The organism is Rhizorhapis suberifaciens, assembly GCF_014200045.1.
Taxonomy (GTDB): domain Bacteria; phylum Pseudomonadota; class Alphaproteobacteria; order Sphingomonadales; family Sphingomonadaceae; genus Rhizorhapis; species Rhizorhapis suberifaciens.
This window is the reverse complement of the sequence record NZ_JACHOV010000009.1, coordinates 75,363-90,293: the sequence shown is the minus strand read 5'-3', so window position 1 is coordinate 90,293 and position 14,931 is coordinate 75,363. Positions and strand designations below refer to the sequence as shown.

Annotated in this window: 7 protein-coding genes; all 7 read right to left on the bottom strand. The window is 59.4% G+C overall.

Annotation, left to right across the window (positions count from 1 at the left end):
• The gene (locus HNQ99_RS12115; RefSeq protein ID WP_184475922.1) at window positions 1-2,145 is read right to left on the bottom strand and encodes a type I secretion system permease/ATPase; all 2,145 of its coding nucleotides are present in this window, start codon (window positions 2,143-2,145) and stop codon (window positions 1-3) included.
• A 24-nt stretch (window positions 2,146-2,169) separates the two neighbouring features.
• Window positions 2,170-3,567 (bottom strand): TolC family protein, encoded by a 1,398-nt coding sequence (locus tag HNQ99_RS12110; RefSeq protein ID WP_184475921.1) that lies wholly within the window; start codon window positions 3,565-3,567, stop codon window positions 2,170-2,172.
• 1 nt (window position 3,568) lies between these two features.
• Window positions 3,569-4,294: an OmpA family protein gene (locus HNQ99_RS12105; protein ID WP_246414924.1), complete on the bottom strand. Its 726-nt coding sequence runs from the start codon at window positions 4,292-4,294 to the stop codon at window positions 3,569-3,571.
• A gap of 45 nt (window positions 4,295-4,339) precedes the next feature.
• Window positions 4,340-12,484 carry a DUF5801 repeats-in-toxin domain-containing protein gene (locus HNQ99_RS12100; RefSeq protein WP_184475919.1) on the bottom strand — a complete coding sequence of 2,715 codons (8,145 nt, stop codon included), beginning with the start codon at window positions 12,482-12,484 and terminating at the stop codon, window positions 4,340-4,342.
• 561 nt (window positions 12,485-13,045) lie between these two features.
• A complete protein-coding gene (locus HNQ99_RS12095; RefSeq protein WP_184475918.1) occupies window positions 13,046-13,360 on the bottom strand; it encodes a hypothetical protein in 315 nt (104 codons plus the stop codon).
• Window positions 13,361-13,362: 2 nt separating this feature from the next.
• On the bottom strand, window positions 13,363-14,412 hold the full coding sequence (gene cheB, locus HNQ99_RS12090) for a chemotaxis-specific protein-glutamate methyltransferase CheB (RefSeq protein WP_184475917.1): 1,050 nt from the start codon (window positions 14,410-14,412) through the stop codon (window positions 13,363-13,365).
• A gap of 44 nt (window positions 14,413-14,456) precedes the next feature.
• The gene (locus HNQ99_RS12085) at window positions 14,457-14,906 is read right to left on the bottom strand and encodes a chemotaxis protein CheW (protein WP_184475916.1); all 450 of its coding nucleotides are present in this window, start codon (window positions 14,904-14,906) and stop codon (window positions 14,457-14,459) included.
• Between the last annotated feature and the right edge of the window lie 25 nt (window positions 14,907-14,931).

The window sequence follows — 14,931 nt, the reverse complement described above, 5'->3', positions numbered from 1 at the left end:
TCAGCCTCCCAGTGCCTTGCCGGCCAAGGACGACAGGATCTTGTCCTTGGGGCCATCGGCTACGATGCGGCCCTTGTCGATCACGATCAGGCGGTCGACCAGCGAGAGCATCGCATTGCGATGGGTCGAGACGACAAGGGTCTGTTGTGGCGTCAGTGCTTTTTTGAGGTGATCGATAAACATCTGCTCCGTGCCGCTGTCCATCGCGCCGGTCGGCTCGTCCAGGAATAGCAGGCGAGAGGGTTCGACCAATGCGCGAGCGAGGACGAGAAAGCTGCGCTGACCGCCAGACAGCCTGGAGCCACGCTCGCCGACCTGCATGTCAAAGCCGCCCGCGTCCCCAGCGAAGAAGTAGTTCGCGCCCGATTTGGTGAGCGCCTCCACCAACCGACGCTCGTCGGCTTCCTGAGCGCCCAGCATCAGGTTTTCGCGGATCGTGCCGCTAAACAGCACCGCATCCTGGCCCACGAAGCGAAAGGCCGAGCGGACTTCATGGGCATGATATTGACGGCTGTCGAGCCCATCAATGCGGATCGCGCCCTCGGTCGGCTGATAAAGGCCGCAGAGCATTCGGCCCAAGGTCGACTTGCCCGAGGCCACGCGACCGATGATACCGATCCGCTCCCCATGATTGATATGAAGCGAAACGTCGTTCAGCGCCGGCAGAGAGCTTTCGGGATAGCTGAAGCAGGCATGCTCCATGGCAATGTCGCCATTGCGTATTTCGGGAAGAATGCTGCGGGCGCCAGCCTGACGCTCATCATCCATTTCCATCATGCCCTGCAGGCCTTCAAGCGTCGTAAAGGCCTGACGCGCGCGCGTGAAAAGGAAGGCGAATTGACCCACGGGAGCTAGCGAGCGACCAGCGAGCATGACGACTGCAATGATGGCGCCCATGGAAATGATGCCGGCATTGAAGAGGTAAAAGCCGCCGATAATCAGGCTGATGCTTGTCGTCTGCTGGCAGAGCGAGGCAAGGTTGACGCTGATAGCCGTCAGGCGACGCAGCTTTTCCTGCGTTTGCGCGCTCATTTCGGAATAGCGCTGCCAGCGTCCCAACATCCGTCCTTCGGCGCGACAGGCTTTCAGGGTTTCAAGGCCGCTGACTGCCTCTACCAGCGCGGTGTGCTGAAGCCCGGCGTCGGCTTGCGCCTCCAGAGCCGCTTTGCCCATGGCTTTTTGAAGGGAAAAGCCCGCCGTCGCCATGATAGCCATGGCCAGAAGCGGGACCACGGCGAGCCAGCCGGCTATCAGCGTGATCAGCGCCAGGAAGACGAACAGGAAGGCAAGGTCGACGACCAGCACCACCGTCGTTGAAGCAAAGAAATCCCGCACCTGCTCAAATTCGGACACGCGCCGCACAAACGCGCCGGTGCTCCCCTTGCGCGAGGCCAGCGGGATGTTCAGCAGCTTTTCGAATAGCTTTTGCGACAAGCGCGCATCAAGCTTGCGGCCCGTCTCGTCGATCAGTCTTGCCCGCGCAATGCGGAGCGCGAAATCCATCGAAAAAGCGAGCATGACGCCGATGGCCAATACCCAAAGGCTGGAGACCGCCTTGTTGGGAATAATCCGGTCATAGACATTCATCGTGAACAGCGGCAAAGCAAAGGCCAGCAGGTTGATGATTGTGGCAGCCGCGACGACGAACCCAAATGATTTGCGGACGCGCCATACCTCCTGCCAGAACCAGTGCTTCTTTACCTGCTGGTCCCAGGCAAGCTCGGTAGCGCGTTCCTTTCGATGGTCGGGCCAAACCGCCACTGCGTGACCGTCGAATATCCCGGTCAGGGATTCCCGGCTCGCCCACAGCGTTTCATCGCGGCCGGGGACGAAGAGCTTGACGTCCTCGCCCTCGATATCGAGCAACACCGCAGCCCGCCCATTCGTCAACTTCAGGACGGCAGGAACATGCTTTTTGCGCCACTTGGCAAGAGGACGAACGACAGGATCGCAGCCTAGCCCAAGCTGATCCAGCGCCGCCTCTGCCTGGTGGAAGGGCAGTCTTCCGTCTTCCGTCAGAGACAATCCCGCCTGGATGATGGTGGGCGAAGAAGGCCGATCATACAGCGTCGCGATATGCGCAAGGCAGTCCAGAACATCGTCATTGCCGCGATGTTCCTGATCGGCCCACTCCCCCAACTTCATCTTGCTTCTCCGATTTGCCTGCCGTTAGCGCGGATAACGCCGACGATGCAGTTCAGCAGGTTCCGTATCAGGAACGTCGAACCGTTCGCGAGCATAGGTCTTGACGCCCGTTGGCGGCGTGACGCCCAATGTTGCCATCAAATTATCCGTTGCGGCGAGTATCTGATATTCGGCAAAAAGTTGCGCGAGACGCGACGTTTCTGTCCGCACCTGTGCATTGAAGCGCGTATTCTGGGAGTCCAGAACATCGAGCAGCGAGCGGCGGCCAACGTTGAACTGCTCCCGATAGGAAAGCAGCAGGTCGTCCGACACCTTGCTCTGCTGTTCAAGATCCGTCAGGCGTACGCCCTCGATCTGCCAGCGGTTCCAGGCCTGTCTTACTTCTTCTTCGGCTTCACGAGTCAATTGGTGCAGGCGGAACCGGGCCTCACTGGCGCGACGTGTCATTTCCTGGACCTTGGCACGGTTGATTCCGCCATTATAGAGGTCCCAGGTAAGGACAACACGAGCCTGCAGGTCATTGGTGGTGCCGCGAAAACCGTCCAGATCCTCACCGACGCGGCCTCGTCCTTCAAGCGAGACACGGGGACCAAGTTCGGCCTCTGCCTTGTTCACCACCTGATAGGCGGCATCCACGTCCGCCTGAGCCTCGCGCACCTTGGGATTGCGATCACGTGCGGCAGCGACTGCATCGGCAACCGTCGGCGGCAGCGCAGCGCGCGGCGATTCGGGCACCGCGACTTCGCTGATCGAAATACCCGTCAACGTCATGAATGAAATCGCAGCGTTGTTCAGGTCTTCCTGCGCTTCCGTGCGGCGAATCTTGGCGGCCTGGAGCCGTTCCTCAGCCTGCTGCTGATCTGCAATGCTGATCGACCCAGACTTGACGCCTTCGCTCAGATCATTGGTCAGCAACTGGTGGAAGGTGACATTATCTTCTGCCGCCGCAACGATCCGCTGTTGAAGCATATAGTCGAGATACTGACGGGTGACATTGAGCGCGATGAACTCCGACCGTTCCTCGACCCTCAGCGCGGCTCCATCGGTGCGCGCTGCCTGGCGCTTGAGTTCTGCGCTGCGTGAACCGGAGTCGAAGAGCAGCTGTTCGCCAAAAACGCTGGCTTCCAACGGATAGAGCGACTCGTCCTCAAGGTTAAGCGCGCGGCGGGTGCGGTTTTCCAGTCGACGGACACCGGCCGAACCTTCGACCGAGATGCGAGGCAGGAATAGCCCCTGCGCCTGATCGCGCTCGAACTCAATGGCTTCCTTGTTCTGGATGGCCTGGCTGATCTCCGGATGGGAATCGACGGCGGCCTGTACGGCGGTCTTCAGATCCACCGGCTCGGCATGGGCGACCGTGGCGCTCAAAATCAGAGCGCCAGGGACCGCCATGAGCCATTTGTGCTTTTTGCTGACAGTCATCTTATTGCCCTCCCATTACCTGACCGCCTGTGACGGCGACGATTTCCACGCGGCGGTTTTGGGCTTCGCGTACCCCGTCAGCGGTTTCCACCAAGGACTGGCTTTCGCCGAGCGCTTCAGTGGTAACATCGCCAGAGGCAATGCCCGCCTGACCCATGATGGCCGCCACATTGGCTGCGCGACGCATCGAAAGGCCGTTGTTGTAAATGTCGGCGCCCGACTTATCGGTGTGGCCGATGACCTTGAAACTGGTCCATCCACATGATGTCCGCAGGCCCGCGAGCTGGCTGATCGTAGCTCCGGCTTCGGGAAGCGGGGTGTCGAGGTTCCAGTCAAAGAAGACCAGGGCCTTCATATCCGGCGGGCAATCGGCCGACGCCGTAGGCGCGGCAGGCATGGAAGGAGCAGCCGGCGGAGCGGTAAGGCGCGCAGAGGAAGCATCGCAGCGATTGACGCTGTCTTCATCCACTGTGCCCGATTTGAGGAACCCCAGCGCGATGCCGCACTGTGCCTTTGCCTCCGACGCCCAAGTGAATCTGGCATCGTCCGAACGACGCACGTCGTCAGTCTTGCTAGCCGTTACCGCCGCGTCATAACGAGTCTGCACCTCGCCCTTAAGTTCGGCCTTGCCCAGGTCAAGGAGCGGCGACCGTGTAACCGCATGAGCGGCGGGTGCAGCCATGAACAGTGGCGTCACTGTCATGGCTGCTATGCTTAGCAGCTTCATCCTCATTATTTTCCCCCAATCATCGTCAGTTCAAAATGCTAATCGTCATGCATGCGTGGTGGCGGCGACGGCGTCATGGCTCATCATCGCAAGGTCAAAGTGGAAGGCGGGAGCCGCCAACGCGAAGTCGTGAATTGCTTCCGTCGCGGGCGCAGCGGGAGTGGCGCCGCCTACCGGCTCTGCCTGCGGCAGTGCGTTCAGCAGAGCATCAATATCCGGACCATCGGCCGTTCCGCCCGCCAGAGCGTCCGCAAGGATAGCGGGAAGAGCCTTTGGCAAATCCACTGGCTGCTCGCCCTCGGCCACTTGCATTGCAGCCATCATCATAGGCGTCAGATCCACCGGCATTGGCGGCGGCGGAGCATCGGCCGTCACCGCATGATCGTCCTGAACCGGCGCGGAACTGTCCTCAACGCTCGACGTGTCTTGCAGCGAGCTGAGGCTGCTCTCGTCCCCTTCAGACTGGGCCTGATGTGTTTCGGCGGCCGGCGTGCTGACGGAATGATCACTGGCGGGATCGTCCAAAAGGCTGCTCTCCGGCACTGATTCGTCGGATGTGACCGTCGGCGCGCTCGTCTCGACCACAGGCGCCGCCACCGTCGAGTCCTGCTCGACCGCATCGCTCGGGGTCGTGTCGGAACTGTCGGCTGCGGCTTGTTCGACGGTTGCGATCAGGCTGGCCGCGACCAGGGCCTGATTTAGTCCGGTGTTAAGGAGCGTCCTTTCGTCGAGTTGAGTGGCGGTCGGCGTGCTGGTCGTGGCAAACGCCACGTCGGCGACAGCGCCGGTCTCACCATTGATTGTGTATGTCGCCTCACCGTGCACCAGGACATCGCCATTGGCCGCCATATTGCTCTGGCCATCAGAGACAAGACCCACGCTGGTGATGCCAAGGTCTGTCAGCGAATGAAATTCGCCCGCATCGACTACACCGTTGCTGTTGGCGTCCTGCCAGACTCCAAAGCTGGAGAATTCAGCGTCATCCGCGGTCAGGAAACCGTCATTATTGCTGTCATAAGCAAGGCGGATGCCATCGAGGTCAGTGGTGGCCCCCGCCGCGTCATCGGTGAAGACCACGTCATAGGCCTCACCGATTGCGTGAGCCAACAACCCGTCGTCAGGTGCAACCCAGGCGGTGTTGACCTCGCCCGAGCCATAGTCGTGAGTAACCCCGGCCGAGAGAGCGAGATATTCCACGCCGTCATGGTCAAGATCGATAGCAACGGGAGCGACGGGAGCGCTCAAATTGACTGCGATGCTATTGGACACAGTATCGCCGTCAGCGTCGGTCAAGCTGATGGGAACGCTGAAACTCGTGCCGCCGACCACAAAAGCCTCGATGCTGATGAAGCCCAGCTTGAACGTGTCTGTTCCTGCCAGCGCTTCGACCTGAACGGCGTTGAAGGGCGTCGAGGATATGATCTTGAAATCATAGTTATTAGGAAGGTTCAGTATCTGCCAGCCATTCGCCACAGCGGTCACGGAAATTCCCAGCCCGCTGTAATTTGCTGGAGCAACCAGCGTTCCTGCCGCATTGTAGATCTCAATACTGGTGACAGCGGAACTCAGGAAAGAGTCGTTGCCGTCACCATAAAAGACCTTGTCGCCATCGGCTTCCGTAGTCGTGCTGGGTGAAGCCTCACTAACGGTTACCGCCCGCACTACGAAATCGGCACGCTGCGGACCCGAAAGGCCACTCACGTCCTGCCGATAGCTGTTCGCGGTGTAATATTCGCCGAAATGCAATTCGGCATTGCCACCGCTGCCCGTCACGAATGAGTCTTTGACAAAATCGATGCGAATATGTTCGCCAGAGTCCATGCTCTGGCCGCTGCCGACACCGATTTGAGTAGAGTTGGTGTTTACAGTGTTTCCTGCTTGGGTGCTTAGAACCAGGTCATAGGGGGAGCTGGGAACGTCGATCGCCTTGGCTGTGACATTGCCGCCCCCAACGGAGGACAGGCTGGTAATGTTCTGCGTCGAGAGGATCGATATCTGTTCATATTGCGAAAAGGCATAGGTGCCGCTGGGCTGATCAAGATCAATCTTGAAAATGAGCGTCCCTGCCCCTGGCGTCGCGCTGGTACGCGCTTCCAAAATGCTCGGATCGTCGGAATTCACCGTATAATAGATGTTCTGCCCCTCAAAGGTCAGAGCCTTCCCATCCAAGCCCATCGCCTGAGTGCCGTTCGTGACATTGAAGGTCAAGGTACCGAGACCATCCGCGCCAATGCTGGGCAAATGGAGGAGATTGCCGGCGTCGGTGTAATCGGTGCCGGTGTTGACGCCGCTCGCCACCTCTGGAGCAATATTGTAAGCGTTAGGCGTATCGTCATCGAAGCTGATGTTGAGCACGCCATTGGCCGGCGAACCATCGCTGTCCAACAGCGCATAATTCAGTGCGATTGGCCCCGCGTCGTTTTCATTGCCGCCCACCGTGTGCAGGACATTGTCGACCAGCGTCACGGTGTAGTCACCATTGGCAGGGTTCACGGTGACGGTGAACAATATGCCGCGCGGACCTGTTGCGGTCAGCGTGTTCGTGCCCGCGTTCCAGACATAATTGACCGTTTCTGTGCCGACTGTCACGCTGCCATTGGCGAAAGCGAATGCCCCGCTGCCCGCCGCGCCGTCCCCGCCGTAGGAAAAGCCGAGATTGCCCGAGACGACTGCTTCATTGGGAACGCCGGTATAATCCCCCGTGCCGCCGCTGTTGCCGCCGCTGAGGCCTTCGTCGTCGACCGTCACGGACACGTTGCCCCCATTGGGGGTATTTGCGTCACCCTTGAAGACGAAACTCAGCAATGCAGGCTTGGTGTCGCCGTCCTTGTCGACCACCAGATAGGTGAAGTTGTCGACCGAGTTGGTAGGCACCGAGGCGTTTGGCGTGTATTTGTAGCTGCCATCAGCGTTGAGCGTCAGCGTTCCGTAACTGCCGACGATCGGCGCACCAAGGCTTCCCCCGCTCACGCTCGACACGACCAGCGGCCCGTCCGCTCCGGGCTGGTCATTGTCGAGGACATTGCCGGTCGAAAGCGGCCCGCCTTCGACAACGAACGCCAGATCGTTCGTTGCGATAGGGATATCGTCATCAACATTGATGCTCAGCGTTCCGGCGGCCGTGTCGCCATCGCCATCGGTGACCTGATAGTTAAGGACGAATGTCTGGTTATTCTCGTTCTGCGCTGAATCATGCAGAATCGGGGCATTTTGCGTGACGACATAGTCGCCGGTCGCGGCATTGAGAGTCACGGTCAACACCGTCGTCCCGCCCTGCTTCACCAACAGGTTGGAGCCCGACAATTCGTAGCTGAAGCCCGAAGGCGCTCCCGACGTCAGGAAAGCTATCGATCCGCCATCCGCGCCAAACCCATGGCCTAGCGTACCGCTGGTGTTCGCAGCATCCGGGTCATCGCCCGTGCCGCCGTCATTGCCGTTCGCCAATACATCGTCATCGAGTTGAACGACTGCATTGGATGATGCCGAAGGACCGTCATCCTTGAACGTCAACTTGTCGCCCAGGTCGATCGTTGCCGATGCCTGGTCGCCATCGCCGTCCGTGATGGTTGCCGTCAACGTGATGAGGTTCGCCGCCAGAAGCGACTTGGGATCATCATGCGCTGCGGACGCAGAGCCATCGATGTCATGCGCAACGGCACGCTTCTGATCCAGATAGACACCGCCGGCCCCATCCTCGGTCAGGGCGAACACGATTTCTCCATTCACTCCTGCGCGGCCAATGACCTGCTCGCCTTCCAGGCTCAGCACGACTGCCTGGCCGGTAAGGCTATCTACCAATCCGGTCGCACCGGCATTGATGCCAAGGGTGTAGACGATCTTGCCTGCACCATCGGCCCCGAAGTCAGATTCGAAGACATTGACGAAGCTGGCGTTCGCATCGACTGAGAGCGCGCTTTCATCGACGGTTAGGGTCGGGATCGCGCCTGCGGCGCTGATGGAAGGACCATCGTCCGCGAACTGGACGTTACCGCCCAGATCGAGGGCCACGGTCTCCGACGCCGTATCGCCGTCCTTGTCGGTGATCGTCGCGATGCCGACGAGCTGCACCAGGCCCGATGCCAGCGTTGCGAACTGATCGTCATAGGGCGCGGCGGTATCGCCATTGGGCAAGTGATCGATTTCGGCGAACTGCGTCAGGGTAACGACGCCGGTGCCGCTATCCACACCAAGGGTGAAGATCGTGTTTGCAGGATCTACATCACCGAGCGTTGCCGCCGTGGAACCAAACACGACGCCGCCATTCACAAACAGATTGATCGCCGCGCCATTGCTGGAAAGGCCCGCTGCAAGCACGCCGGTCAGGTTCAGCGAGTAGTTCCATGCCGTCGACCCAGCGCCGTCCGCGCCATGGTCGGAAGCTACGAGGCCGAAAGCGCCGCTAAAGTTCGCGGTGGATACAGCCGTGTCGCTCAAACCACCAATGGTCTGAACGTCCTGCGTTGTCAGCAGCACCGTGTCAGCATCCACGACCGAAGCATCGATGGAAGGACCATCATCTTCGAAACGCAGTGCGTTGCCGATGGAAATCGTCGCGCTGTCCGTATCCCCGTCAGCGTCTTCGACCGTCGCTGTCAATGTAAGGATGTTGTCCGCCGTCAAAAACGCGGGCTGATCCGCGCCGCTATCGGGCGAATGGAAGATGGCGCGCTGCTGATCCAGGGTCACAATGCCTGCGCCATCGACGGAAACCGTGAACACCACGAGGCTTGGCTGGGTCGCTACATAGCCTTCGACGACACCTCCCGCGGTGAGACGCAGCAGAACATCTGAACCCGTAGCGCTATCGACCAGACCGGAATTCACTCCCGCAGACACAACGCCAAGGGTATAAACCACCGGGTTCGCCGCAGCTGGGCCATCGGCATTATAGTCGATGGCAAACAGTGATCCGAAATCGGCCGTGTCGTTGCTGCCGAGGTCCGTTTCATCAACGGTCATCGCGTCCTCACCCGGTTGGGACGCCGTAACGACAGGCAGATCATCCGACACTTCGACATTGACGGCACCCGTTGCGGTATCGCCGTCGGTGTCGGTCGCTACAACACCAACCGAACCGAGCGTTTGCAGGTCGTCGGCATTGATGCCCGGGTGGGAATCGTAATTATTGTTCAGCGTCGCGGTCACCTGGCCGGTGTCGCCGACGCGGACCAGATCGAGCGTGACGACGATCGTTCCGCCATCCTTGCCGACGATCTGCGTGTCGGAGACTCGCGTCCAATCCAGGTTCCCGCCAAGGCTGCTTACATCAGCCGCAAAAGCAATTGACGCAATAGCGTCCGAACCTGGCAGGAACGTCACCGTTCCCGTCGCGCTGTCCGCTCCTGCGGGCGTCGAACCGTCGCTGAGATTCTGATCGTCAAGCGTCAAGGTGACCGGCTTGCCCACTTGCGGCTCAGCGCCGTCGAGCACCGTGATCGGCTGCTGCGCCGAGGACGTATCCCCGTCCCCATCGGTGATGGTGTAGCTGAAGGAAGCGTCGATCCCGGCTGCATTGGCCTGGTTGGAAACAGGAGCGAAGGTCCAGTTCCCGTTGGCCGTGAAGGTGTAGGTTCCTAGGGAAGTGGTGACCGGAGTCGTCCCGATGGCCGCCACATTGGTGGTGGTGCCATCGATCGTCACCGACGTCAGGCTGGCCCCATCCGCGCCCCTCACGTCATTGTCGAGCACATTGCCGCCGATCGCTGCATCGGCGTCTTCGGCAACGCTTTGGCTCTGTTCGGCAAAAGCTGTGGGTACGTCATCAACGATATTGATCGTGATCGTGCTGGTCGTGGTGTTACCGTTGGCGTCCGTCACTTCATATTCGAAGCTCTCGGCACCGTTGAGCGGCAAAGCGCCATCATCGGCGGTGATCCCGTCAACAGGGCTGGTCAGCGTATAGCTGTAGCTGCCATTTGGATTGAGCGTCAGGGTTCCAAAGCTGCCCGCGCCATTCCCAGTCAAGGCAAAGGTAAACGGCCCGGCGCCGCCGCTGACATTATCAGTCAGGGTGCCGGTTGCAGTCTCGCCATCGCTGCCGGAATTGCTGCCAACGCTATCGAGCGCAGCTTCGTCCACAGTGATGCTGTCCGTGCGGGCGGCAAGCCCTGCATCGGCAATGTCGATGGTCAAGGTCGCAGTAGAATGATCCCCGTCGCCATCCTCAATGGTATAGACGAACACGTCCGACGCACCGGCAGGCGGCACGACATTGGGGTTCGACACATAGATGTAGCTTCCGTCGGCGTGCAGCGTCAGCGTGCCATAAAGCCCCTCAATGGCCGAGCCAACATTGCCAGCGATCTCGCTGGTAGTGTCGTCTCCCGCTGCGCGCACGCCGACGACGCCGTCCCCACCGGCGAAACCATCTGCGCCATCCGTATCGTTCGACAGGACGCCGGAGGCAGCGTCCACCTCAAGCGTCGCGCCTTCGTCCACAGTGTTTGAATTTGCGGCGGCGGTCGGCACGTCATCGACCACCTGCACGTCCAGGCTGGCCGTATCGGACGACCCGTCGGTGTCGGTCACAACGACCGTATAGCTTTGGGTCAGGCTTCCGCCATTGCCGCCAGTGTGGAGCAACATATTGTCGTTCAGCACATAGCTGTAGCTGACAGTGCCGCCGATCACATCGCCGTCGGAGCCCATCACGGGCGTGAAGCCGGTAATGGTGAGCGATCCATAGGCGTTGCTGATGGGCGCGCCAGCAGTAAAAGTGTCCCCGGTAAAGATTGTCTGACCATTAATGCTTATGGTCGAAACGCCATCAACAGCATTCAGCGTAAAAGTGCCGGTTTGCGTCAACGCCGCCGCATCAGGCGACGAACCATCGCCAAGATTGGCTTCGAACAGAATTTCCTCTGCACCTTGGCCGTCAAGACCACCGATCCTGACGCCGTCGTCCGATCCTGCAATCGTGATCGTCAGCGTCGCGCTGGACATATCACCATCGCCGTCGGTAATCGTATAGCTGAACTGCTCCGTCAGGCTTTCAGTCGAGTCCAGACCCTGGACTACCCCATTTTCCGCATTCAGCGTGTAAACATAGCTACCGTCAGTGTTGAGCGTCAGAGTGCCATAAGCGCCTGGAACAGGCGAACCGATCGTGCCGCCGGTTTGCCCGAAGGATATGGCAGTGACCGTTGCGCCGTCTGCGCCGGGGGTATCAGCGACCCCGTCACTTCCGTTAGCGTCTTCGCCTCCAGAGCCGGTGAAGACATTCCCGTCTGCAACCAGCGGACCATCTTCGGTCACGCTGTCGATGTCGTTCAGCGCTTGCGGCACGTCATCAACGATCGTGATGGTCAGCGTCCCGCTATCCGTGTCACCGTCGACATCGGTCACGGTCACGGCAAAGCTGTCGGTGACATTGTCGCCCGAGCCGTTATCGGTCACCGCATAGCTGTAACCGATCTGCCCGTCCGCGATGGAGGTGATGGTCAAGATGCCGTGCTGGCCCTGGATGGTCTGCCCAACCTGGGTAACAACGACGTTATTGATGCTGACCGTCGCTGGGCCGTCAGGGGCCGTGTAGGTCATGACGCCTTGTGTTGTTTCCACATTCGCAGGCTCATTGGACCCAGGCGTTTCGCCGTCGCGATCGTCAATGCCAAGACCAGCTTCGTCCACTACGGTGCCAGGCTCACCAGGCCCAGGAATGGTTATGATGTCGACTGGCTGATCGTCGTCCTCATCCTCGGGCGCCGCAGGAAAAATCTCCTGCTGCTCGAAGGGCGGAAATGAAAGTTCGGTTGGGGGAAGCAAGTCGCCAAGATTGAAGGGATCGCCGATGTCGCCCTCGGCAGCCACGAAGTTGCCACCCGAACTTTGGGGGGATCCTGCCGCCGGCTGCGGTTCGTTCCCGATCAGCAGTGCAGCGATGTTGGCGGGAGGGATTTGAACGCCGTCGATGACGAGCTGAGGCACGAATATCGCACCATCGAGTATCACCATCTGCGTGCCATCGGGCAAAGTGACAATAAGATCGCGTCCGGAAACCCTGATCTGGTCAAGGCTCACCCCCTCCGGCAGTGCTACAGGCCCCGCAAGAGCGGACACGGCCTGCGCGTTTGCCGGCGGCGGCAACTGGCCAGCCTGGGCGGCCGCTAGCGCTTGCACTTCAGCGGTCGCAGCATATTGCGGCGACAACCGATCATCAGCCGTACGGCCATTATCGCGATCAATGTCCATTTTCCCACCCCTCAGTTCGCGAAGCGACAAGCTCGAACTGCGGTAGGAACGGGCGACTATCCCTGAACACGGCACACAGCCTGTCAGTAATGGTCGGCCGAAGACAGTCTACGACCTCTTCGATCCCTCCACTCAATCCAGCTTGTGAGAAGTGCCAGGCCCCCCCGACGCTTCGCATAAAAAGCGAAATTGGTCAGCGCCCCATGCAACCAATTACATTTCCCTAATATTCCATTAACTGGAGAGAGTCATCTCTAATTAGGGTTAACGAGCGGATTTCGTGGATTTTTCTTCACAAAGTTAAAAATGCTATATCTCATGGTATAGATGGAAAGGATTTTAGCTATAACGTTAGTTATAGTGCATATTAATGGATCTGCTTAACAAAAGGATAGGATCAAAGGCGTAACGAAGCTTAATCCATGAGTCGCTATGTGAAGTAACAGATCATTCGATCAGCTTAGGCTAATCGAGTATGTTTTACCGGCCTAAAGCCATTAGTATTGTCAAGCTGGGCTTCGTATCGCGCTAACGCGGTGGGCACGGCCTGCCTTCGTTTGATCAGCCGAGACCGTATTTCGCCAAATGCCCCATCATGCGGTCACGCAATGCATCGAGCGGGATCTGCTTTACCGCGCCCGCCATATCGGACGATCTTAGAATTTGCGCGAGGCAGGTTTGGCGTTGGCCCAACTCATCAAGGCTTTGAAGTGCAGGCAGATGGGCCTGTGCCAAGTGGGGGTCCAGGCACAGGGCAAGCCCCAGCTGTTCCATGCTGTGCCGCGCTGCTTCAAGCTCCGCCGCGATGGCGTTCATTACTGCAAGATGGTCGGCCGCTGCGTCGGCAGCGGCGGATATGTCGCCGTCATGTTTCATGGTCAGGCGGCCTTGGCCAGCGTCCCGGCGGCGCTCAGCGCGGCGGCCGCAAGCCCGTCGAGCGGAAGCTGCTGCCCTACTGCACCCTGGGCTACAGCGGCGGCAGGCGCTTCGTAGACCATGCAGCTGTCCTTGTCCTGGGCAAAGGTCTTGCCTCCAGCGCCACGCAAGGCCTTCAGACCGTTGGCCCCATCTCGACCCATGCCGGTCAGTATCATGCCGACCGCGTTTGTTCCTGCGGTCTTTGCGATCGTAGCAAACAGGAGGTCAGCAGAAGGCCGGAACCCCTGTACCGGATCATTTCCAAGCAAACGGATCGAGGCATCGGGCCAGCGGTCGATTACAGCATGTTTCGCGGGATCGGCAACGATGTAGACTGTGCCTTGTTCAAGCTTAAGCCCATCGCTTGCCACCACTACATTGGGTTTGATCTTTTCATTCAGCTTGGCGGTGAATGGCTCAGCAAAGCCAGCTTCCATCTGCTGCAGCACAATGGTTGGCGGGCAGTTGGGTGGGAAAGACGCCAGTAATTCCGCTATGGCCTCTACGCCGCCGGTTGATGCGCTCATCGCTACCAGCGCGCCGTTCCATTTATAGGCACGCTCGGAAATCGAGGCGACGGGAGCGGCTTCCTTCACCGCCTTGGCCTTCACCTTGCCACTGGCCGCCGCGATGACCAGCTTTCCGAGCTTGTCGACAATCTTGTCGAATTCTGCAGGTGTCGCCTGCTGGGGCTTGGGGAAGCAATCAACGGCGCCAAGCTCCAGCGCCTTGAAAGAGGTCTGCGCCCCCTTCTGAGTCAAGGTCGAAAGCATCACCACCGGCATGGGGTTGCTTTCCATCAGCTCTTCCAGGAACTCAAGGCCGCTCTTACCGGGCATTTCGACATCCAGCGTCAGCACATCGGGCTTTAGCTCTGAAATCATGTCTCTGGCCTCATCAGCATTCGCTGCGGCGCCGACAACATTGATCCCGCTCGTCCGCTCAAGCACATCGGTGAAAAGCGCGCGCATGGTGATAGAATCATCGACGACCAGAACCCGTGTACTCATTTCAGCTTTCCCCTATCGTTCGGCGCGAACAATTCAATTTTCGATCAGGCGGCTTCGGCGGTGATCATGTGCCGCGTTTCCGCCGCGAGATTATCGAGCGACAACACCATCACCATCCGGTCCTCCACAGCCACCAGCCCCTTCAGGAATGCCGACGCGCTGTCGGTGCTGAGGCTGGGCGGTGCCTGCATTGCATCCTCGTTGACGGTAACGATGTCGTTAACGGCGTCGACAATTAGGCCATGAAGTTGCTCGGCGATGCGAACCACGATAATGACGTGGCGGCCGGTGGGCTCTGTCAGGCCCCAGCCAAGGCGCGCTGCAAGATCGATGACCGGCAGGACATTTCCGCGCAGGTTGATGACGCCGCGCACATAGTCCGGAACGTGCGGTAGGAGCGTGCTGGGCGACCATGCCCGAATCTCGCGAATGGCCATGATGTCGACGCCCAAAAACTGTTCGCCAATCTGGAAGGTGATGAGTTGGTTGGACATTGATTATCCCCTAGCTTTTCGCACT